This is a genomic window from Streptomyces solincola (genome assembly GCF_002982015.1).
In the GTDB taxonomy this organism is placed as follows: domain Bacteria; phylum Actinomycetota; class Actinomycetes; order Streptomycetales; family Streptomycetaceae; genus Streptomyces; species Streptomyces solincola.
Window position 1 is genome coordinate 1 of the sequence record NZ_PVLV01000207.1, and the last position, 20,870, is coordinate 20,870.

The 20,870-nt window shown below is 73.4% G+C and carries 18 protein-coding genes; 15 read left to right on the top strand and 3 right to left on the bottom strand.

Annotated features, from left to right (window positions below; translation table 11 throughout):
• Positions 1–55 precede the first annotated feature (55 nt).
• Positions 56–1,039 carry a LacI family DNA-binding transcriptional regulator gene (locus C6N75_RS15050; RefSeq protein ID WP_256104722.1) on the bottom strand — a complete coding sequence of 328 codons (984 nt, stop codon included), beginning with the start codon at positions 1,037–1,039 and terminating at the stop codon, positions 56–58.
• A 315-nt stretch (positions 1,040–1,354) separates the two neighbouring features.
• Here C6N75_RS15050 and C6N75_RS15055 point away from each other — a divergent pair, with 315 nt between their 5' ends.
• From C6N75_RS15055 to C6N75_RS15105, 11 genes are all read left to right on the top strand, one after another.
• Positions 1,355–2,638, top strand: coding sequence for an MFS transporter (locus C6N75_RS15055; protein WP_105869411.1), 1,284 nt, complete (start codon positions 1,355–1,357; stop codon positions 2,636–2,638).
• A gap of 9 nt (positions 2,639–2,647) precedes the next feature.
• On the top strand, positions 2,648–4,009 hold the full coding sequence (gene pafA / locus C6N75_RS15060) for a Pup--protein ligase (protein ID WP_105869412.1): 1,362 nt from the start codon (positions 2,648–2,650) through the stop codon (positions 4,007–4,009).
• Between the two features lie 312 nt (positions 4,010–4,321).
• Positions 4,322–5,308, top strand: a complete 987-nt coding sequence (locus C6N75_RS15065; RefSeq protein ID WP_105869413.1) for an FKBP-type peptidyl-prolyl cis-trans isomerase — start codon at positions 4,322–4,324, stop codon at positions 5,306–5,308.
• 48 nt (positions 5,309–5,356) lie between these two features.
• Complete coding sequence (locus C6N75_RS15070; RefSeq protein ID WP_105869414.1) at positions 5,357–5,728, top strand: FKBP-type peptidyl-prolyl cis-trans isomerase; 372 nt, start codon at positions 5,357–5,359, stop codon at positions 5,726–5,728.
• A 326-nt stretch (positions 5,729–6,054) separates the two neighbouring features.
• Positions 6,055–7,011, top strand: coding sequence for a helix-turn-helix transcriptional regulator (locus tag C6N75_RS15075; RefSeq protein WP_105869415.1), 957 nt, complete (start codon positions 6,055–6,057; stop codon positions 7,009–7,011).
• Between the two features lie 20 nt (positions 7,012–7,031).
• Positions 7,032–7,997, top strand: a complete 966-nt coding sequence (locus tag C6N75_RS15080; protein ID WP_105869416.1) for a helix-turn-helix transcriptional regulator — start codon at positions 7,032–7,034, stop codon at positions 7,995–7,997.
• An 88-nt stretch (positions 7,998–8,085) separates the two neighbouring features.
• A complete protein-coding gene (locus C6N75_RS15085) occupies positions 8,086–8,379 on the top strand; it encodes a hypothetical protein (RefSeq protein WP_105869417.1) in 294 nt (97 codons plus the stop codon).
• A gap of 9 nt (positions 8,380–8,388) precedes the next feature.
• A complete protein-coding gene (locus C6N75_RS15090; protein WP_105869418.1) occupies positions 8,389–8,586 on the top strand; it encodes a hypothetical protein in 198 nt (65 codons plus the stop codon).
• Positions 8,587–8,819: 233 nt separating this feature from the next.
• On the top strand, positions 8,820–9,101 hold the full coding sequence (gene tatA, locus C6N75_RS15095; protein ID WP_105869419.1) for a Sec-independent protein translocase subunit TatA: 282 nt from the start codon (positions 8,820–8,822) through the stop codon (positions 9,099–9,101).
• Positions 9,102–9,198: 97 nt separating this feature from the next.
• On the top strand, positions 9,199–10,098 hold the full coding sequence (gene tatC / locus C6N75_RS15100; RefSeq protein WP_105869420.1) for a twin-arginine translocase subunit TatC: 900 nt from the start codon (positions 9,199–9,201) through the stop codon (positions 10,096–10,098).
• Positions 10,099–10,243: 145 nt separating this feature from the next.
• Complete coding sequence (locus C6N75_RS15105) at positions 10,244–13,060, top strand: DEAD/DEAH box helicase (RefSeq protein ID WP_105869421.1); 2,817 nt, start codon at positions 10,244–10,246, stop codon at positions 13,058–13,060.
• Between the two features lie 235 nt (positions 13,061–13,295).
• Here C6N75_RS15105 and C6N75_RS15110 read toward each other — a convergent pair whose 3' ends face one another.
• Positions 13,296–14,147, bottom strand: a complete 852-nt coding sequence (locus C6N75_RS15110; RefSeq protein ID WP_105869422.1) for a siderophore-interacting protein — start codon at positions 14,145–14,147, stop codon at positions 13,296–13,298.
• Between the two features lie 157 nt (positions 14,148–14,304).
• The gene (locus tag C6N75_RS15115) at positions 14,305–15,237 is read right to left on the bottom strand and encodes a 5'-3' exonuclease (RefSeq protein ID WP_407703223.1); all 933 of its coding nucleotides are present in this window, start codon (positions 15,235–15,237) and stop codon (positions 14,305–14,307) included.
• A 255-nt stretch (positions 15,238–15,492) separates the two neighbouring features.
• Between C6N75_RS15115 and C6N75_RS15120 the strand changes: the two genes are divergently transcribed.
• The 4 genes from C6N75_RS15120 (at position 15,493) to C6N75_RS15135 (ending at position 20,721) form a co-directional block, all read left to right on the top strand.
• Positions 15,493–16,611: a quaternary amine ABC transporter ATP-binding protein gene (locus tag C6N75_RS15120; protein ID WP_258177424.1), complete on the top strand. Its 1,119-nt coding sequence runs from the start codon at positions 15,493–15,495 to the stop codon at positions 16,609–16,611.
• The gene (locus C6N75_RS15125) at positions 16,604–19,240 is read left to right on the top strand and encodes an ABC transporter permease/substrate binding protein (RefSeq protein WP_105869423.1); all 2,637 of its coding nucleotides are present in this window, start codon (positions 16,604–16,606) and stop codon (positions 19,238–19,240) included. The genes C6N75_RS15120 and C6N75_RS15125 overlap by 8 nt, the downstream gene beginning before the upstream one ends.
• A 207-nt stretch (positions 19,241–19,447) precedes the next feature.
• Positions 19,448–19,990, top strand: coding sequence for a helix-turn-helix domain-containing protein (locus C6N75_RS15130; protein WP_105869424.1), 543 nt, complete (start codon positions 19,448–19,450; stop codon positions 19,988–19,990).
• On the top strand, positions 19,990–20,721 hold the full coding sequence (locus C6N75_RS15135; protein WP_105869425.1) for a helical backbone metal receptor: 732 nt from the start codon (positions 19,990–19,992) through the stop codon (positions 20,719–20,721). Before C6N75_RS15130 ends, C6N75_RS15135 begins: the two co-directional genes overlap by 1 nt.
• The last annotated feature ends 149 nt before the right edge of the window (positions 20,722–20,870 follow it).

Below are 20,870 nucleotides of genomic sequence, written 5' to 3' on the forward strand. Positions count from 1 at the left end.
CCCCCGGCCCGCCACTCGCGCGGACCGGGGGCGGCGGCGTCGGGGGCGGGGTGACTCAGCCCTCGGCGGGCGCGGGACCGGTGGAGCCGCGGGGGACCAGGCTGACGGGGAGGTCGCCGCCGGCCGGGGCGTCGCCCGACAGGACGGCCAGCAGCGCCTCCATGCCGCGCTCGCCGACCCGTTCGGCGGGCAGCGAGACCGTGGTCAGCTCCGGTTCCACCGCCGAGGCCAGGGCCAGGTCGTCGAAGCCGGTGACGGACACGTCCTCCGGCACGCGCAGCCCCAGCCGGCGCACCGCCTTGCAGGCGCCCGCCGCCATGATGTCGTCGTCGCAGACCAGGGCGGTGGGCCGGGGGCCGGGGGCGGACAGCGCGCGCTCGGCGGCCGCCAGCGCCGCCGTGACGTCCAGCGGGGCGGACGCGGTGCGCAGGGAGACCCCGGGCACGGCCTCCAACCGCGCGGCCAGCCGCCGGGCGCGCTCCTCGAACGTCCAGGACGGCACGGCCGAGGACAGGTGCAGGAAGCGCCGGTGGCCCAGGCCCAGCAGATGGGCGGCGACCTGGTGCACGCCGTCGGCGATGTCCAGGTTCACGCAGGCCGCCGCGTCCGGGTCGGCCGGGTCGCTGTCCAGCATCACCAGCGGCAGGTCGGTGCCCCGGATCACCCGCAGCGCCCCGGCCGCCATCGAGGAGGCGATCACCCCGTCCAGCGAGGCGCGCGCCGAGGCGAACGGGTCACGGGCCGGGCCGACGCCCTCGGGGGAGGGGTAGAGCACCACGCCGAAGTCGTGCCGCTGGGCCACCGCGGCCGCCCCGGTGTAGACGCGGGCGAAGAACTCGCTGGTCAACGCGGGGACCACCAGCAGGGCGGTACGGGTGCGGCCCAGGCGCAGGCTGCGCGCGGCCTGGTTGGGGCGGTAGCCCAGCTCGGTCGCGGCGGCCCGGACCAGGGCGGCGGTGCGCTCGGAGACCCGTCCGCGCCACTTGTCGCCGAGGACCAGGGAGACCGTCGCCTGGGACACCCCGGCGGCCCGGGCCACGTCGCGGCTGGTCGGCTGGGACCGGCCGCCCGGGCCGCCGTTCGCGGTGTTCGCGCCGTTCCGGGGGCCTCGGGCTGCCGGGTCGGGGGACGCCGGGGAGTGGGGCACGTGGCCTCCGCGCTGGTGGGCTGGTCGGGCGGGCGGTCGGGGCGGTGGCCGGTCCACGGGCGCGAGGTGCTCCGGGGCGCCTTGGACCGCGGTGCCGGGATGGACCGCAGGGATGCCGACATGGTACGTATGGTGGTGCCGTTATACGTAAAACTCCGGGATGCCCGGGTGGGCTCCGGAGTGGTCCGGGGGAGAGGGGCGACAGATATGGCCGGCGCGGGCGGCGGGTACGGCGAACTGCTCAGGGCGCCGCACGCGCTGCGGCTGCTGGTCGGCACCCTCGTCGGGCGGCTGCCCAACGGCACGGGGCCGATCGCCATCATGGTGTTCACCCGCGCCGAGGGTGGCAGCTACACGCTGGCCGCGGGGCTGTCGGCGGTCTACGGGCTGGGCAACGCCATCGGGCAACCCCTGCTCGGCCGCGCCGTCGACCTGTACGGGCAGCCGCGCGTGCAGCTGCCCGCCGTCGTGGTCTCCGCCCTCGGCATGGTCCTGCTGGTCGCCAGCGGCATCGACCCGCTGCCGCTCGCCTACGCCGGGGTCGCCGTCGCCGGACTGTTCACCCCGCCGCTGGAGGGCGGCCTGCGGGCCCTGTGGCCGAGCGTGCTGCCCCGCCAGGACCAGGTCCACCGGGCGTACGCGCTGGACGCGGTCGCCCAGGAGATCATGTTCACCGTCGGCCCGCTGCTGATCACCTTGCTGGTGGCGCTCTGGTCGCCGGCCGCCGCCCTGCTGGTGGTCAACGCCCTCGGTGTGCTCGGCGCGCTCTCCGTGGTCGTCGCCAAGCCCTCCCGCGCCTGGCGCAGCGCGCCGCGCGAGGCGCACTGGCTCGGGGCGCTGCGCTCGCCGGGCCTGCTCGCCCTGCTCGGCTCGTTCTTCTTCGTGGGCCTGGCCCTCGGCTCCATCACGGTCGCCGCCTACGCCTACGCGGAGGACGCGGGCCGGGAGGCCGTGTACGGCTGGCTGATGGCGGCCCTGGGCCTGGGCGCGCTGGTGGGCGGCACGCTCTACGGGGCGCGCCAGTGGGCCGGGTCGGCCGAGCGGCGGCTGCTGGTGCTGGTCGCCCTGCTGGCGGTCTGCTACCTGCCGCTGGTGCTCACCCCGGGCACCGCGGCGATGACCGCGCTGGCCGCCCTGTCCGGCGTGTTCCTGGCGCCGGTGCTGGCCTGCGCCTTCGTGGTGGTGGACCGGCAGGCCCCGCGCGGCACGGTCACCGAGGCCTTCTCCTGGCTGGTCACCACCTTCGGGGTGGGCGCCGCCGGCGGGTCGGCCGCCGCCGGGCCGATGGTCGAGTGGTCCGGCACTCCGGCCGGGTTCGCCGTCGCGGGCGCCGGCGGGTTCGCCGCCCTGCTGGTACTCCTCGCGACCGTCCGGGTACTCGCCGCACCCGCCGCCTCCGCCACCGTCGTGGCCGTTCCCGATGGAGCCGCTGCGGAAAATGATCGAATCGGTGCCGTCGAACCCGGTTTCAGCGAACGCCATCAGGCGTAATGTCTAGTCATGGACCGCCGCATTTTCGGGCTGGAGAACGAGTACGGCGTCACGTGCACGTTCAGGGGACAGCGCCGACTGTCTCCTGACGAAGTGGCGCGCTACCTCTTCCGCCGTGTCGTGTCATGGGGCCGCAGCAGCAACGTCTTCCTGCGCAACGGCGCCCGCCTCTACCTGGACGTCGGCTCGCATCCGGAATACGCCACTCCCGAATGCGACAACGTGACCGAACTCGTCACCCACGACAAGGCCGGCGAGCGCATTCTCGAAGGACTGCTCGTCGACGCCGAACGCCGCCTGCACGAGGAGGGCATCGCGGGCGACGTCTACCTCTTCAAGAACAACACCGACTCGGCCGGCAACTCCTACGGCTGCCACGAGAACTACCTCGTCGCCCGGCACGGCGAGTTCTCCCGCCTCGCGGACATCCTGATCCCCTTCCTCGTCACCCGGCAGCTGCTGTGCGGCGCGGGCAAGGTGCTCCAGACCCCGCGCGGCGCCGTCTACTGCGTCAGCCAGCGCGCGGAGCACATCTGGGAGGGCGTCAGCTCCGCCACCACCCGCTCCCGCCCCATCATCAACACCCGCGACGAACCGCACGCCGACGCCGAGCGCTACCGCCGGCTGCACGTCATCGTGGGCGACTCCAACATGTCCGAGACGACCATGCTGCTCAAGGTCGGCGCCACCGACCTGGTGCTGCGCATGATCGAGGCGGGCACCGTCATGCGCGACCTCACCCTGGAGAACCCGATCCGGGCCATCCGCGAGGTCAGCCACGACACCACCGGCCGCCGCAAGGTGCGCCTGGCCAGCGGACGCGAGGCCTCCGCGCTGGAGGTGCAGCGCGAGTACTACGAGAAGGCCGCCGACTTCGTCGACCGGCGCGGCATCCGCACCGGCACCGTCGCCCAGGTCCTGGAGCTGTGGGGCCGCACCCTGGACGCCATCGAGGAGGAGGACCTCGACCGGATCGGCACCGAGATCGACTGGGTCATGAAGTACAAGCTGCTGGAGCGCTACCGCGCCAAGCACAACATGACCATGTCGAACCCGCGGGTCGCCCAGATAGACCTCGCCTACCACGACATCCACCGCCGCCGGGGCCTGTACTACCTGCTGGAGCGCAAGGGCCAGGCCGCCCGGATCTGCGACGACCTGAAGATCTTCGAGGGCAAGTCGGTGCCCCCGCAGACCACCCGGGCCCGGCTGCGCGGCGACTTCATCCGCCGCGCCCAGGAGCAGCGCCGCGACTTCACCGTCGACTGGGTGCACCTCAAGCTCAACGACCAGGCGCAGCGCACCGTGCTGTGCAAGGACCCCTTCCGGTCGGTGGACGACCGGGTGGAGAAGCTCATCGCCGGCATGTGACGGCGGGCGGGCGGCGGCCGGAATCAGGCCACCGCCCGCGGTCGTACGAGGGGCCGCCCGGGACACTCCCCGGGCGGCCCCTCGGCGTACCGGAACCGCGAAAGGGGCCGGGGCGGCGGCAGCGCCCGGGGCGTCCCGGCGACGGGGCCGCCGCCGAGCAGGGAGAACGGCGGGGCACCGCATGATTTCGGCCATGGAGATCCGGCCGGGGCGGGACCGGCGGAGTCGGGGGGAGATCCGGAGCGCCCGAGTCAGTACAGTTGCGCGACATCCCCTCGTCCACTCGACCCCGACCAGATTACGAGGCACCCCGTGCGACGTCGCTCCCTCCTCCTCGCCGCCCCCGCCGGCCTGCTCGCCCTCGCCGGCTGCGGCGACGGCTCGTCCGACAAGGCCGAGACCGGCGACAGCAGCCCGTCCGCGCCCGCGCCGAAGGAGTCGGCGAAGACGGTGGACGGCCCGCTGCCCGACGTCACCTCCGGCGCCAAGTTCGGCGAGAAGCCGACCGTCGCCAAGGGGCCGGGCAAGCCGTCGGCGGACCTCGCGGTCAAGACGCTCATCGAGGGCAGCGGCCAGCGGGTCGCCAAGGGCGACGTCCTTCAGTTCGACTACCTCGGCCAGGTCTGGGACACCGCGAAGGTCTTCGACAACTCGTACGACCGCGGGGTGCCGCTGACCATGCCGATCGGCGTCGGCCAGCTCATCCCCGGCTGGGACCAGGCGCTGCCCGGCAAGCGGATCGGCAGCCGCGTCGAGCTGGCCATCCCGCCGGCCCTCGGCTACGGCACCCAGGGCAACCCGCAGGCCGGCATCAAGGGCACCGACACCCTGGTCTTCGTGGTCGACCTGCTCGGCGCCTTCAACGGCAAGAGCTCCGCCAAGGGCAAGGCCGTGCCGCAGGACGACAAGGCGCTGCCCAAGGTCGGCGCGAACACCGACGGCAAGGCCCCCTCCATCACCGTCCCCAAGGGCGCCGCGCCCAAGGAACTGGTCGCCGAGTACGTCCTGGAGGGCGACGGCGAGGCGGTCAAGCCCACCGACAAGCTGCTGCTCCAGTACAAGGGCGTGCTGTGGGACGGCGGCAAGGAGTTCGACTCCAGCTACAAGACCGGCGAACTGGCCCAGTTCCCGTTGCAGAACCTCATCAAGGGGTGGCAGCAGGGCCTGGCCGGCAAGAAGGTCGGCAGCCGCGTCATGCTGGTCGTCCCGCCGGACCTGGGCTACGGCGACAAGGCGTCGGGGGACATCCCGGCCAACTCCACCCTGGTCTTCTCGCTCGACATCCTGGCCAGGATGTAAGACTGTCCCGGTTGATCGGTCAGTCACACTGCAAGGAGCGCTTTTTCCGTGAGCATCGAGAAGCCCGAGGTCGACTTCCCGGGCGGCGAGCCGCCCAAGGACCTGGAGATCAAGGACATCTGGGAGGGCGACGGCCCCGTGGCCAAGGCCGGGGACATGGTCAAGGTCCACTACGTGGGCGTGGCCTTCTCCACCGGTGAGGAGTTCGACTCCTCGTGGAACCGCGGCACCCCGCTGCAGTTCCAGCTCGGCGTCGGCCAGGTCATCGCGGGCTGGGACCAGGGTGTGCAGGGCATGAAGGTCGGCGGCCGCCGCCAGCTCGTCATCCCCGCGCACCTGGCCTACGGCGACCGCGGCGCCGGTGCGCGCATCGCCCCCGGCGAGACGCTGATCTTCGTCTGCGACCTGGTCGCGGTCTGACCGGACCCGGCCGGACCCGGACCGCGGGCGTCGCGCACGCCCGTTGCCCGTCGCCCGTTGCCCGCGCCCGTTGCCCGTACGCGCGTACGGGCAACGGGCGCGGGTTCGACCGGCCGCGGCCGGACCCGAGCGGTGTCCGGCCGGAAACGCACCCCCCGAGGGCCCCCGCCGCACGGCAGGGGCCCTCGGCTTTCACCCCGACACCCCGGGGCGGTACGTTGAGCGGGAAACATGACTTCGGGTGATCCGGCCCGGCGGGCGGGCGACCGGCGCACGAACCGGACGGCCACCCGGGCGGAACACCGGCGAAGGGGTGCGGGGCGTCGATGGCGATTGCCAAGGCCGAGCGGCTGATGAACCTGGCGCTGTGCCTGCTCGGCACCCGGCGCCCGCTCAGCAAGCGCGAACTGCGCGGCTCGATCGAGGCCTACCTGGAAGCCGGCTCCGACGACTCCTTCAACCGGATGTTCGAGCGCGACAAGGACGACCTGCGCGAACTCGGCCTGGTCATCGAGACCGTGGAGAGCCTCGACGGCGACACCGGCTACCTCGCCCGCCGCGACTCCAACCGCCTCCCGCCCGTCCAGCTCGACGCCGAGGAGGCCGCCGCCCTCGGCCTGGCCGCCAAGGTCTGGCAGCAGGCCCGGCTCGCCGGCGCCGCCAGCGGCGCCCTGCAGAAGCTCCGCGCCGCCGGCATGCCCGAGACCGAGGACGCCTACGACCTGCCGCACAGCGCCCTCGAACCCCGCATCCCGGTCCACGAGGCCGCCTTCGAACCGCTGATGCTCGCCTGCCGAGACCGCCGCCCGGTCGCCTTCGAGTACCGCAAGGGCAACTCCGCCCAGGCCGAGACCCGGCAGGTCGAGCCGTGGACCCTGGAATGCTGGCGCGGCCACTGGTACCTGGCCGGCTGGGACCGCGAACGCGCCGCCGAACGCGTCTTCCGGCTCTCCCGGATCACCGGCCGGGTGCGCTCCCGCGCGGGCGCCTTCACCGCCCCCGTGCCCGACGCCTCCACCGTCCGCGACACCGTGGAGAGCTGGGCCGGCGAGACCGCCACCCGCTCCGCGTACATCAAACTGCGCAGCGGCTGCGGCTACCCGCTGCGCGCCCGCGCGCTCGCCGTCAGCGAGCTGGGCGACGGCTGGGACGAGCTGGAGATCCCGTACGGGCACGGCCTCGACGCCTGGCTCGCCGAATTCGGCCCGGACGTCGTCGTACTGGAACCCGCCGACCTGCGGGCCGACGTGGTGGACCGGCTGCGCGCCGTGGCCAAGGACTGAAGAGGACGGACCCAGCGACCATGGCCGCCAACGCCATCGACCAGACCCGGCGGATGCTCTCCCTGGTGACCTATCTGCGAGAGCGCCCCGGCGCGCACGTCGCCGACGTCGCCCGGGCCTTCGGCATCACCGAGGACGAACTCATCTCCGACCTCGACGTGCTGCCCATGTGCGGCACCAGCTTCCGCGGCGGCGACCTGCTCGACATCGACACCGACGGCGACCGCATCTGGTGGCACAACCCCGACGACGTCGCCGCCCCGCTGCGGCTCGCCGCCGACGAGGCGACCGCCCTGCTGGTCGCCGCCCGCGCCGTCGCCACCCTGCCCGGACTGCGCGAAGGCGACCGCGAGGCGCTGCTGCGCGCCACCGCCAAGCTGGAGGCCGCGGCCGGCGAGGCGGCCGGCGCCAGCTCCCGGCTCTCGGTCACCTTCGAGTCCGAGGGCGGCGTCTTCGCCGACGTCGACCGGGCCATCTCCGAACGCCGCCGCCTCTGGCTGCGCTACTACTCGCCCGCCCGCGACGAGCTGACCGAGCGCGAGGTCGACCCGATCCGGCTGTTCGCCGTCGGCCACACCTACATGGAGGCCTGGTGCCGGCGCACCGAGGCCCGGCGCACCTTCCGCCTCGACCGGGTCGCCGAGATCCGCCTCCTCGACGCACCCTCCGAACCGCCGGAGATCGAACTGCGCGACCTCTCCGAGAACCTCGTGCAACCCTCCGCGGACGACCCCGAGGTGGTCATCGAGGTGGGCCCCGGCGGCCGCTGGGTCGCCGAGTACTACCCGCACGACAGCGCCGACGAGCTGCCCGACGGCGGACTGCGGATCACCCTGCGCACCCCGGACCCGGCCTCGCTGCGCCGGCTCGCGCTGCGGCTCGGCGCGGAGGGCCGCATCGTCGCCCCGCCCGAACTGGCCGACAGCGCCCGCCGCGCCGCCGCCGAGGCACTGGCCGCCTACCAGGACGCCGCCGCCCGCGCCTGACCGGCCGGCCCCCGGCTCCGTACCCCCGCAGAAGCACTCGAAGAACGCCGCAGCCCTGCCCCCAGGACGCTCGAAGGAGGAGAGGACGATGACGCCGCCCCCCGCCGCCGGAGCCCCGCGCACCGCCGTGCCCGCGCGCTTCAAGGCCGCCTGCCCCGACTGCCGGACCCGGTGCGAACTCCCCGCCGCCTCGCTGCGCCTGGTCATCGGCGCCAGCGCGCGCACCACCTTCTACGCCTTCACCTGCCCCCGGTGCGCCGGCGCGGTCCGCAAGCCGGCCGGGCGGCGGATCGTGGAACTGCTCACCGGCGGCGGGGTGCGCACCCTGCGCCTGCACACCGGGCAGAACGCCCAGCTCCGCCCGGTCCCCGGCCCCCGCTAGGCTCAGCGCATGTTCTGGCCCATGCTCGCCATCGCCCTCGGCTTCGCCGGCATCGCCGTCCTCGGCGTCCTCGGCATCCGCGTGTTCACCGAGGCCGAGCGCCTCGGCCGCCAGGTCGCGCACAGCACCTCCCGTATCAACCGCGCCGCCGAGGAACTGGAGCGCGCCGCCGCCGACGCCGCCCGCACCGGCGACGCCCTGCGGTAGGGCCCCGGCCCGTGAGCGCCCTCCCGGGCGGGGGCGGGCCGGAGTACGCTGCGAAGCGAACGCTCGCTTCCAGGGGGTGCGCGCGGTCCGCCGCGGTACGCGCAGGACGCATGGGGATTGCCCGGCGTTTACCCGTCCGCGTTACGATCGCTGGCGGCCGGTGTTCGGACGACCGTCCGGATCCGGGCCGACCGCCCGCCCCACGCCGCCTCGGTGAGAAGGTAGACACGCATATGTTCCGACAGATCGGCCCCACCGAGATCATCCTGATCCTGCTCGTCGTCGTGCTCCTCTTCGGTGCGAAGAAGCTGCCCGAGATGGCGCGCTCGCTCGGCAAGTCCGCCCGCATCCTCAAGAGCGAGGCCAAGGCGATGAAGTCGGAGGGCGGCCAGCAGCAGTCCGCCCCCGCCGACCCGCCGGCCGACCAGGTCGGCCAGCGCACCATCAAGGCCGCGCCCGGCGACACCACCTCCGCCCGCCCGGTCGCCGAGCCGTCGGACACCACCCAGCGCTGACCTGGGCCGGGTCCCGCACTCGGTCCGCCGCACGAGATGAGGACGTGGGTTGCCCAAGCCTGCCCGCACGAAGAGGGAGAAGGACCCCGAGGGGCGGATGCCGCTCGGGGAGCACCTGCGCGAGCTGCGCAACCGGCTGGCGAAGGCCGTGCTGGCGATCACGATGGTGTCCGTGGTGGCCGCCTTCTACAGCCAGCAGCTCATGGACTTCCTCGCCGCCCCCGTGCCCAAGTGTCCCGAGGGCACCTCGATCGCTGACAACACCGGCGGCCGGTGCGCGGTGCTCGCCTACCAGACGGTGCTGTCCCCCTTCACCTCCACGGTCAAGGTCGTGCTGCTCGCCGGCGTCATCGGCTCCGCGCCGGTCTGGCTCTACCAGCTCTGGGCGTTCGTCGCGCCCGGACTGCACCGGCACGAGAAGAAGTACGCGTACTACTTCGCCGCCGCGGCCGCCCCGCTGTTCCTGGCCGGCGCCTACCTGGCCTATCTCGTCATGCCGGTCAGCATCAGCGTGCTGATCAGCATCACCCCCGAGGTCGCCTCCAACTTCCTCTCCCTCGACGACGTCCTGGACTTCGCCACCCGGATGGTGCTGGTCTTCGGCCTCGCCTTCGAGCTGCCGCTGCTGCTGATCACCCTGAACGTGGCCGGCGTGGTCACCGGGCGCCGGATGGCCGGCTGGTGGCGCGGCGTGGTGATGGGCATCTTCGTCTTCGGCGCCATCGCCACCCCCTCCACCGACCCGCTGGGCATGCTGGCGCTCGCGGTGCCGATCATCATCCTGTACTTCGTCGCGGTCGGCTTCTCCCTCTTCAACGACCGGCGCCGGGCGCGCAGGGACGCGGACGCCGAACTGTCCGACGACGAGGCGTCCGCACTGGACCTCACCCCCGAGCCGATCGGGGCCGTGGAGCGCACCTCGTCCGTGCCGGCGCTGCCGGAGCAGTCCGACGGCGCCCGCGCCCACCGGCTGAACGGCTACGACGACGTCACCTGAGCAGCGGGAACGAACATCGCGCGGCGGGGCCGCGGGAGCGCACGGGCGGTGCGCACCCGCGGCCCCGGCCGTTTCCGGGGGTCCCCGCACCGGTCCGGCAAAGATCGGCTGAGTGTCAGTGGCGGCGGGTAGGCTCGAAGACAAGATGACTGAAGAACTCTCACCCGCGGAGGCGTACGCGGCGGCCAAGCTGCGCGCCGCGGAGCAGCGCACGGCACTCGCCCCCTTCCGCGAGCTGTACGACTTCGGCCTGGACCCGTTCCAGATCGAGGCGTGCCAGGCACTGGAGGCCGGCAAGGGCGTCCTGGTCGCGGCCCCCACCGGCTCGGGCAAGACCATCGTCGGTGAGTTCGCCGTGCACCTCGCCCTGGAGCAGGGCCGCAAGTGCTTCTACACCACGCCCATCAAGGCGCTGTCGAACCAGAAGTACGCCGACCTGGTCAAGCGGTACGGCCCCGGCAGGGTCGGCCTGCTCACCGGCGACAACAGCGTCAACGCGGACGCGCCGGTGGTCGTGATGACCACCGAGGTGCTGCGCAACATGCTCTACGCCGGCTCGCAGGCGCTCAGCGGCCTGGGATACGTGGTGATGGACGAGGTCCACTACCTCTCCGACCGGTTCCGCGGCGCCGTGTGGGAAGAGGTGATCATCCACCTGCCCGAGTCGGTGACGCTGGTCTCGCTCTCCGCGACGGTGTCCAACGCCGAGGAGTTCGGCGACTGGCTGGACACCGTTCGCGGCGACACCGAGGTCATCGTCTCCGAGAGCCGCCCGGTGCCGCTGTGGCAGCACGTCCTGGCCGGCCGGCGGGTCTACGACCTGTTCGAGGAGGAGACCGACCACGGCGGGCGCGGCTCGTCCCGCCGCGAGGTCAACCCCGACCTGGTGCGGCTGGCCCGGATGGAGAACACCCGGCCGCTGACCCGCGGCCGGCGCGGCCGGGAGGCCGGCCGGGAGCGGGAGCGCCGCCAGCGCTCGCGGATCTGGACGCCGGGCCGCCCCGAGGTCATCGAGCGCCTGGACGCCGACGGGCTGCTGCCCGCGATCACCTTCATCTTCAGCCGGGCCGGCTGCGAGGCCGCCGTCCAGCAGTGCCTGTACGCCGGGCTGCGGCTCAACGACGAGGAGGGACGCCGCCGGGTCCGCGAGATCGTCGAGGAGCGCACCGCCTCCATCCCTCAGGGCGACCTGCACGTCCTCGGCTACTACGAGTGGCTGGAGGCGCTGGAGCGCGGCATCGCCGCCCACCACGCCGGCATGCTGCCGACCTTCAAGGAGGTCGTCGAGGAGCTGTTCGTCCGCGGGCTGGTCAAGGCGGTCTTCGCCACCGAGACCCTGGCGCTCGGCATCAACATGCCCGCCCGCACCGTCGTGCTGGAGAAGCTCGTCAAGTGGAACGGCGAGCAGCACGCGGACATCACCCCCGGCGAGTACACCCAGCTCACCGGGCGGGCCGGGCGGCGCGGCATCGACGTCGAGGGCCACGCGGTGGTGCTCTGGCAGCGCGGCATGGACCCGGCCCACCTCGCCGGGCTGGCCGGCACCCGCACCTATCCGCTGCGCTCCAGCTTCAAGCCGTCGTACAACATGGCGGTCAATCTGGTCGACCAGTTCGGCCGGCATCGCTCCCGGGAGCTGCTGGAGACCTCCTTCGCGCAGTTCCAGGCCGACCGCTCGGTCGTCGGCATCTCCCGCCAGGTCCAGCGCAACGAAGAGGGCCTGGACGGCTACCGCGAGGGCATGACCTGCCACCTCGGGGACTTCGAGGAGTACGCGCGGCTGCGCCGCGACCTCAAGGACCGGGAGAACGACCTGGCCAAGCAGGGCGCCGCCCAGCGCCGGGCCGCCGCCGCCACCGCGCTGGAGAAGCTCAAGCCCGGTGACGTCATCCACGTGCCCACCGGCAAGTTCGCCGGGCTCGCGCTCGTCCTCGACCCGGGCGTGCCGGCCGGGCGGACCAACGGCCACCGCGGCGGCTTCGAGTATCACGACGGGCCGCGCCCGCTGGTGCTCACCGCCGAACGGCAGGTCAAGCGGCTGGCGTCGATGGACTTCCCGGTGCCGGTGGAGCCGCTGGAGCGGATGCGCATCCCCAAGTCGTTCAACCCGCGCTCCCCGCAGTCCCGCCGCGACCTGGCCTCCGCGCTGCGCACCAAGGCCGGGCACATAACCCCTGATCGGCACCGCAAGCAGCGGTCCGGGGCCGCCGACGACCGCGAGATCAGCCGGCTGCGCGCCGAGCTGCGGGCCCACCCGTGCCACGGCTGCTCGGACCGGGAGGACCACGCCCGCTGGGCCGAGCGCTACCACCGGTTGCAGCGCGACACCCGGCAACTGGAGCGGCGGATCGAGGGCCGCACCAACACCATCGCCCGCACCTTCGACCGGATCGTGGCGCTGCTCACCGAGCTGGACTACCTGCGCGGGGACGAGGTCACCGAGCACGGCAAGCGGCTCGCCCGGCTCTACGGCGAGCTGGACCTGCTGGCCAGCGAGTGCCTGCGGGCCCGGGTCTGGGAGGGACTCGGCCCCGCCGAGCTGGCCGCCTGCGTCTCGGCCCTGGTGTACGAGTCGCGGCAGACCGACGACGCGGTGGCGCCCAAGGTGCCCTCCGGCGGCGTGAAGGCCGCGCTCGGCGAGATGGTCCGCATCTGGGGCAGGCTGGACGGTCTGGAGGAGGACTTCCGGATCAACCAGGCCGAGGGCGTCGGCCAGCGCGAACCGGACCTCGGCTTCGCCTGGGCCGCCTTCCAGTGGGCCTCCGGCAAGGAGCTGGACGAGGTGCTGCGCGAGGCCGAGATGCCCGCCGGTGACTTCGTCCGCTGGTGCAAGCAGGTCATCGACGTGCTCGGCCAGATCGCCGCGGCCGCGCCCCGCGAGGACAGCACGGTCGCCAAGAACGCCCGCAAGGCGGTGGAGGCGACTCTGCGCGGCGTGGTCGCCTACAGCTCGGTGAGCTGACCCTCCCGGCCACCGGCCGCGGGCGGTGCCCGGCGTCCCCGGCCTTCGCGCCTGGCCACGGCCCCGTCCCGAGTGCGCTTCGGAACTTGGGGCGGGGCCGTGGCCGTGCCGTGGCTCAGGGGTGCTTCGGCAGCCGGGACGGGCCGCGGCCGGGTCGCGCGGCGGCCGTGGGCATGGACGCGGCCCGGGCGCCGGGCGGGGTGCGCCGGGCGGCCGGGCCGGGGGAGAGGGGAGGTCAGGCGGGGGTGGGGTCGTTCTCCTGCTCGCGCTCCACCTGCTCGTTCCACGCGCGCTTGACCTCGCGCCAGGCCTCGTCGGTCTGGCCGAGCCGCCAGTAGCCGGAGATGGACAGCCGGTCGCGGTCGATGCCCCGCTCCAGGCGCAGATGGCGGCGCAGCTCCTTCACGAAACCGGCCTCGCCGTGGACGAAGGCGTGGACGTCGCCGGCAGGGAAGTCCAGCGTGGTGACCGCCTCCAGCAGGGCCTCGCCCACCGGGCGCCCGGCCCGGTGCAGCCAGCGCACCTGGACGCCGGCCGGCGCGGAGGTCTTCTGCTCGTCCGCCTCCCCCTCGACCTCCACGAAGGCGTGCGCCACTGCGCCCTCGGGCATCGCCTCCAGCGCGGCGGCGATGGCCGGCAGGGCACTCTCGTCGCCCACCAGCAGGTGCCAGTCCGCCGCCGGGTCGGGGGCGTAGCCGCCGCCCGGGCCCAGCAGGTACATCGCGTCGCCGGGCTGCGCGCGGGCCGCCCAGGGCCCGGCCAGGCCCTCGTCGCCGTGCACCACGAAGTCGATCGCCAGCTCGCGCTGCGCCGCGTCCCAGGAGCGGACCGTGTAGGTGCGGTTCGCCGGCCACTGGTGGCGCGGGAACTCCTCGCGGATGCGGCCCATGTCGAACGGCTCCGGATACGCCACTCCCTCGACCGGGAAGAGCAGCTTCACATAGGTGTCGGTGTACTCCCCGGCCGCGAACGCCGACAGGCCCTCGCCGCCCAGGACGACGCGCACCATGTGCGGGGTGATCCGTTCGGTGCGCACCACCCGGCCCTCGTGGACCGTCGGTGCCTTGCGGGCCGGCTGCTCCGCCACGGTGCTCTCCGCTCTGCGTGTGTGCGTATCGGCGTACGCCCTCACCCGGCGGTCCGCACCGGCGGGCGCGTGCCGATGGGTGCGTACCGATGGGTACAAGGTGACTTAGGTATGCCTAAGCTAGCACGCGGGGCGGGGCGGCGGCCGCCGGTCGGCATCAGCCGCCGAGCACCGCCAGGACCCGCTCCAGCGAGCCGCCCAGCCCCCAGCGGGCCGCCAGGCGCTCCAGCGCGGCCGGGTCCTTCGGCCGGTGCGGGAGCGCCGGATCGAAGGCGGGCAGCGGCACGTCCCCGGCCACCTCCACCACCTTCGGCGCCACCGCCACGTACTCCCGCGACTCGTCCAGCCGGCGGCGCTGCGCGGGCGTCAGCTTCGAGCGGGGGTCGTCCACCGCGGCCATGATCCCGGCCAGGTCCCCGTACTCGGCCAGCAGCTTCGCGGCCGTCTTCTCGCCGATGCCCGGCACTCCGGGCAGCCCGTCGCTCGGGTCGCCGCGCAGCGTGGCCAGCGCCGCGTACCCGGGGCCGTCCACGCCGTACTTGCCGCGCAGCCACTCCTCGTCGGTGAGCTGGAGGGTGCCCACGCCCTTGAGCGGGTAGAGCACCCGCACCCCGCGGGCGTCGTCCACCAGCTGGTACAGGTCCCGGTCGCCGGTCACGATGTCCACCGGGCCGGCCGCCCGGCCCGCCAGGGTGCCGATCACGTCGTCCGCCTCGTAGTCGGCGACTCCGACCCGGGCCACGCCCAGCGCGTCCAGCACCGCCTCGATCACCGGGACCTGCGGGGAGAGGGTGTCGGGCACCTGCTCCTCGTCCGGCCCGCTCGCCGTCTCCTCGGCGACCCGGTGCGCCTTGTAGGAGGGGATCAGCTCCACCCGCCAGGCCGGCCGCCAGTCGGCGTCCATGCAAGCCACCAAGTCGTCCGGCCGGTGGTCCTGCACCAGCCGGGCGATGAAGTCCAGCAGCCCGCGCACCGCGTTGACCGGCGAGCCGTCCGGGGCGCGCACGGAGTCCGGCACGCCGAAGTAGGCGCGGAAGTACAGCGAGGCGGTGTCGAGCAGCATCAGGCGGCGGGGCGCGTCTGCGGTCATGGCACCGATCATGCCGTACGGCGCTGACAACGCCCCGGAGCCGCCCGCCCCGCCCGACCGGTGAAAGGTGAACCGGATCACAGTTCCGTTTGGTCCGCATGCCAGGGGGCAGGCACGGCGTCGGAGCGGACCATGTCCAGGTTTCCGCTGGTACGTGCCGCCGAAGACGTTTCTGTGCACCACCTATGCGAACGCCCGCTCCACGGTCTGCCGAGCGGGGCGACGGGCCGTCACATCGCGACCCGAGAGGTGTATGTGTCCAGGCTCCAGGCCGACGGTCTGTACAAAGTGTTCGGCAGAGCGCCCGACGAGGCGGTACGCCGCCTCGAAGCGGGCGCCGACCGCGGCGAACTGCGCGCCGACGGGACGACGGCGGCGGTCATCGACGCCTCCTTCACCGTCGAGCCCGGCCAGATCTTCGTGGTGATGGGCCTGTCCGGCTCGGGCAAGTCCACCCTGCTGCGCATGCTCAACGGGCTGCTGGAGCCGACCGCCGGACGCGTCCTCTTCGACGGCCGCGACCTCACCTCGCTGCCCGCCCGCGACCTGCGGCGGGTCCGCGCCACCAAGATCAGCATGGTCTTCCAGCACTTCGCGCTCTTCCCGCACCGCAGCGTGCTGGAGAACGCGGCCTACGGCCTGGAGGTCCAGGGAGTGCCGCGCGCCGAGCGCGAGCAGCGGGCCGCCGAGGCCCTGGAGCTGTGCGGCCTCGGCGGCTGGGCCGCCTCCTGGCCGAACGAGCTGTCCGGCGGCATGCAGCAGCGCGTCGGCCTCGCCCGCGCGCTCGCCACCGACGCCGACCTGCTGCTGATGGACGAGTCCTTCAGCGCGCTCGACCCGCTGATCCGCCGCGACATGCAGGACCAGCTGCTGGAGCTCCAGAAGCGGCTGAAGAAGACCATCGTCTTCATCACCCACGACCTCAACGAGGCCATGCGCCTGGGCGACCGCATCGCCGTGATGCGCGACGGCCGGATCGTCCAGCTCGGCTCCGCCGAGGACATCCTGCTGCGCCCGGAGGGCGACTACGTGGCCTCCTTCATCCAGGACGTGGACCGCTCCCGGGTGCTCACCGCCTCCGCCGTGATGACCGCGCCCGACCGCCCCGACGCCGGGCAGTGCGACTGCCCCTCGGTCGCCCCGGACACCACGGTCGCCGAGCTGTGCGCGGTCAGCGCCCGCGTACCGCATCCGGTCGCCGTGCGCGACCCGGAGGGAAACGTTGTCGGGACCGTGCCGCAGCAGAAGCTGGTCGCCTTCGTCGGCGGCGACGACGAGCCGCAGGGCCGGCCGGCCGCCTGCGGCGACGCCGCCCGCCCGGCCGCGGTGAAGACCGCCTCGCAGAACACGGAGAAGGAGGCGGCGCATGCCTAGGCTCGCCCTCGGCGAGTGGGTCGACGGCGCCGTCGACTGGCTCCAGTCCCACCTGTCCTGGCTGTTCGACGCCGTCAGCTCGGTCGTCACCGGGATGTACGACGGCATCAGCGCCGCCCTCACCGCGCCCCAGCCGCTGCTCTTCGCCGGCATCCTGGCCGTGCTCGCCTGGTGGCTGCGCGGCCTGACCGCCGGAGTGCTCGCCTTCGCCGGCTTCGCCCTGGTGGACTCCATCGAGCTGTGGAACGACGCCATGTCGACCCTCAGCCTGGTGCTCGTCGCCACCGTGGTCACCCTCGCCATCGCCGTACCGCTCGGCATCTGGGCGTCCCGCTCCAGGGCGGTCAGCGCGGTGACCAAGCCGGTGCTGGACTTCATGCAGACCATGCCGGCGATGGTGTACCTGATCCCCGGGATCATCTTCTTCGGCGTCGGCGTGGTGCCCGGCATCATCGCCACCATCATCTTCGCCCTGCCGCCCGGCGTGCGGATGACCGAACTCGGCATCCGCCAGGTCGACGGCGACCTCGTCGAGGCCGCCGAGGCGTTCGGCACCAGCCCGCGCAACACCCTGACGCGGGTGCAGCTGCCGCTGGCGCTGCCGACCATCATGGCCGGTGTCAACCAGGTGATCATGCTCGGCCTGTCCATGGTGGTCATCGCCGGCATGGTCGGCGGCGGCGGCCTCGGCGGCGCCGTCTACCGCGCCATCGGCAACGTCGACATCGGCCTGGGCTTCGAGGCCGGCGTCTCCATCGTCATCCTCGCCATGTACCTGGACCGGATCACCGGCGGGCTCGGCCGCCAGGTCTCCCCGCTGGGCCGCCGCGCCGCCGCCAAGGCCCGCGCGGCCGCCGGCGGGCTGAGGATCCGGCACTACCGGCCCCGCCCGGTCGTCGCCGTCGCCGGCGTCGTCGTGCTCGCCCTGGTCGCCGGCGGCCTCAACCTCTTCGGCGGCGCCGGCAAGAGCGCCACCGCGGCCGGCGGCGACGACGTCGGCCAAGGCCGCAAGGTCACCCTCGGCTACATCCCCTGGGACGAGGGCGTCGCCTCCACCTTCCTGTGGAAGGAGCTGCTGGAGCGGCGCGGCTTCGACGTCGACGCCCAGCAGTACGAGGCGGGCGCGCTGTACACCGGCATGGCCAACGGCCAGATCGACGCGCAGACCGACTCCTGGCTGCCCACCACCCACGCCACCTACTGGAAGAAGTACGGCGACAAGCTGGAGGACCTGGGCTCCTGGTACGGGCCCACCTCCCTGGAGCTGAGCGTCCCCTCGTACGTGAAGGGGATCGACTCGCTGGCCGACCTCAAGGGCAGGGCCGGGCAGTTCAAGGGCCGGATCGTCGGCATCGAGCCCAGCGCCGGCGAGATGGGCCTGCTCAAGGACAAGGTCCTCAAGCAGTACGGCCTGGAGGGTGAGTACAAGGTCGTCGACGGCTCCACGCCCGGCATGCTGGCCGAGCTGAAGCGCGCCTACGCCAAGAAGGAGCCGATCGTCACCACGCTCTGGTCTCCGCACTGGGCGTACTCCTCCTACGACCTGAAGAAGCTCGAGGACCCCAAGGGCGCCTGGGGCGAGGGCGACGGCGTGCACACCCTGGCCCGCAAGGGCTTCGCCCAGGACAACCCCGAGGTCACCGCGTGGCTCAAGGGCTTCAAGATGACCGAGCAGCAGCTCACCGGTCTGGAAGCCGAGATCCAGGAGACCGGCAAGGGCAAGGAGCAGGAGGCCGTCCGCGCCTGGCTGGACGAGCACCCGGACCTCGCCGAGAAGTGGGCCCCGGCCCCCGGTGGAGCCTCCGCCGCCTCCCGCAACGCCGACGGTAAGGACGAGCGCGCCCGCCCGCTGAACGTCGCGTGGTTCCCCTGGGAGGAGGACATCGCCGCCACCTACCTGTGGAAGGCCGTCCTGGAACGCCGCGGCTACACCATGAACCTCCAGCAGTTCGAGGTCGGCCCGATGTACGCGGCGCTCTCCCGCGGCCAGATCGACGTGCAGTTCGACGGCTGGCTGCCCACCACCCAGAAGCGCTACTGGGACGCCTACGGCGACAAGCTCAACGACCTCGGCTCCTGGTACGGCCCCACCTCGCTGGAGATCGCCGTCCCGGACTACGTCAAGGGCGTCGACTCGCTGGCCGACCTCAAAGGCAAGGGCGGGCAGTTCAAGGGCCGGATCGTCGGCATCGAGCCCGGCACCGAGACCATGAACATCCTGAAGAAGAAGGTGCTGCCCGGCTACGGCCTGGACGGCGAGTACGAGGTCGTCGACAGCTCCACGCCCGGCATGCTGGCCGAGCTGAAGCGCGCGTACGCCAAGAAGGAACCCGTCGCGGTCATGCTGTGGACCCCGCACTGGGCCTACGACCAGTACGGGCTTACCAAGCTGAAGGACCCGAAGAAGACCTTCGGCGGAGGCGACCGGCTGCACACCGTCGCCTCCGAGGAGTTCCCCCGCCAGTACCCGCAGCTCACCAAGTGGTTCAAGGACTTCAAGCTGAGCGACAAGCAGCTCGCCGGCCTGGAGAACGAGATCCAGAAGGCGGGCGCCGGGCACGAGGAGGAGGCCGTGAAGACCTGGATGGACCGCAACCCGGGGATCACGGACACCCTGGCCCCGCTGTAGCCGCCCGCCTCCGCGAAACCGGGGTCTCCCGCGTCCGTTGCCCGGTTGCCCGCCCCGTTGCCCACCGGTGTCTCCCGCCTGCCGGCCGCTGTTTCCCGCCGCGCCGACTTGGCGAATACGCACCCGCGCCCCCCTATTCCCACCCGTTGCGCTACTCGGGCGTACCGCCGCTGCGTAAGGTGGTTGCAGAGGGAGGGAGACACGGACATGGACGAGAAGGAAACGCTCCGGGTGGGCGTGGTCGTCCGCCGGAGGCGCAGAGCGCTCGCGCTCACCCTTTCCGCGGTAGCCGAGCGCAGCGGGCTGTCGGTGCCGTTCCTGAGCCAGGTGGAGAACGAGCGCGCCCGCCCCAGCATGCGCTCGCTCCAGCGGGTCGCCGCCGCCCTGGACACCACCGCCGTGGAACTGCTCGACGCCGCCGACTCCGCGCGTACCGTCGGCGTGGTCCGGGCCACCGAGGACGCCGGGCTGCCCGGCGCCCGCCCGCTGGTGCGCGGCGAGCACCAGATGCACGCCGAGGAGTTCACCGGCGACCACGACAGCGGCCGCGAACTGGTGCTCCGCAACGACGCCCTGCTCTACGTCGCCGACGGCAGCGCCCAGGTCGAGGCCGAGGGCCGCGCCTACCGGCTGGTGCGCGGCGACACCCTGTACCTCTCCGGCGGGGTGCGCCACCGCTGGCGGGCCGGCGACCCGGCCACCCGGGTCCTGGTCGTCGCCGTCACCGAACACCTCGACCCGGCCGGCTGATGCCGGCGGCCCGCCCCCGGGTGGTCTCCCTGGTGCCCTCACTCACCGAGGCGGTCGCCGCCGGCGCCCCCGGACTGCTGGTCGGCGCCACCGACTGGTGCACCCACCCGCCCGGCCTGGACGCGGCCCGCGTCGGCGGCACCAAGAACCCGGACCCGGCCGCCGTCGCCGCGCTCCGCCCCGACCTGGTGATCGCCAACGAGGAGGAGAACCGCCCCGCCGACCTGGACGCCCTGCGGGCCGCCGGCCTCACCGTGCTGGTCACCGAGGTCCGCACCCTCGACCAGGCGTTCCGCGAGCTGGAGCGGGTGCTAGCCGCCTGCGGCCTCGACCCCCGGCCGCGCTGGCTGGACGAGGCCGAGGCGTCCTGGGCGGCCCTGCCCGCACCGACCGCGCCCCGCACGGCCGTCGTCCCGATCTGGCGGCGCCCGTGGATGGTGCTCGGCCGGGACACCTTCGCCGGCGACCTGCTGGCCCGGCTCGGCGTCAGACAGATGTACGCCGGCCACGCCGAGCGCTATCCGCGCATCCCGCTGGAGGAGCTGCGCGCCGCCGGGGCCGATCTGGTGGTGCTGCCCGACGAGCCGTACCGGTTCACCGCCGACGACGGCCCGGAGGCGTTCGCCCCGCTGCCCGCGGCGCTGGTCGACGGGCGGATGCTCACCTGGTACGGCCCCTCGCTGGCCGAAGCGCCCCGCGCCCTGGCGGCCGCTCTGGCCGCGGCGTCCTGAGCGCGACCCGCACGGACCGGCCGGCGTCCTGAGCGCGACCCGCCCCGGCCGGCCGCCTGGGGCCGGGGCTCGGGCGGCCGGGCGCTCGCAGGCGGAATCGGCGGCGCGGCCCCGCCTGCCCGGCCGAGGCCCCCAGGGCCCCGAAGCCC

Bases quoted from the DNA above. Each gene is read 5' to 3' on its own strand.
- C6N75_RS15135 (WP_105869425.1), top strand. From the start codon at position 19,990: ATGCCGGCGGCCCGCCCCCGGGTGGTCTCCCTGGTGCCCTCACTCACC.
- C6N75_RS15125 (WP_105869423.1), top strand. From the start codon at position 16,604: ATGCCTAGGCTCGCCCTCGGCGAGTGGGTCGACGGCGCCGTCGACTGG.
- pafA (WP_105869412.1), top strand. From the start codon at position 2,648: ATGGACCGCCGCATTTTCGGGCTGGAGAACGAGTACGGCGTCACGTGC.
- C6N75_RS15105 (WP_105869421.1), top strand. From the start codon at position 10,244: ATGACTGAAGAACTCTCACCCGCGGAGGCGTACGCGGCGGCCAAGCTG.
- C6N75_RS15080 (WP_105869416.1), top strand. From the start codon at position 7,032: ATGGCCGCCAACGCCATCGACCAGACCCGGCGGATGCTCTCCCTGGTG.
- C6N75_RS15115 (WP_407703223.1), bottom strand. From the start codon at position 15,237: ATGACCGCAGACGCGCCCCGCCGCCTGATGCTGCTCGACACCGCCTCG.
- C6N75_RS15055 (WP_105869411.1), top strand. From the start codon at position 1,355: ATGGCCGGCGCGGGCGGCGGGTACGGCGAACTGCTCAGGGCGCCGCAC.
- C6N75_RS15090 (WP_105869418.1), top strand. From the start codon at position 8,389: ATGTTCTGGCCCATGCTCGCCATCGCCCTCGGCTTCGCCGGCATCGCC.
- tatA (WP_105869419.1), top strand. From the start codon at position 8,820: ATGTTCCGACAGATCGGCCCCACCGAGATCATCCTGATCCTGCTCGTC.
- C6N75_RS15130 (WP_105869424.1), top strand. From the start codon at position 19,448: ATGGACGAGAAGGAAACGCTCCGGGTGGGCGTGGTCGTCCGCCGGAGG.
- C6N75_RS15085 (WP_105869417.1), top strand. From the start codon at position 8,086: ATGACGCCGCCCCCCGCCGCCGGAGCCCCGCGCACCGCCGTGCCCGCG.
- tatC (WP_105869420.1), top strand. From the start codon at position 9,199: ATGCCGCTCGGGGAGCACCTGCGCGAGCTGCGCAACCGGCTGGCGAAG.
- C6N75_RS15075 (WP_105869415.1), top strand. From the start codon at position 6,055: ATGGCGATTGCCAAGGCCGAGCGGCTGATGAACCTGGCGCTGTGCCTG.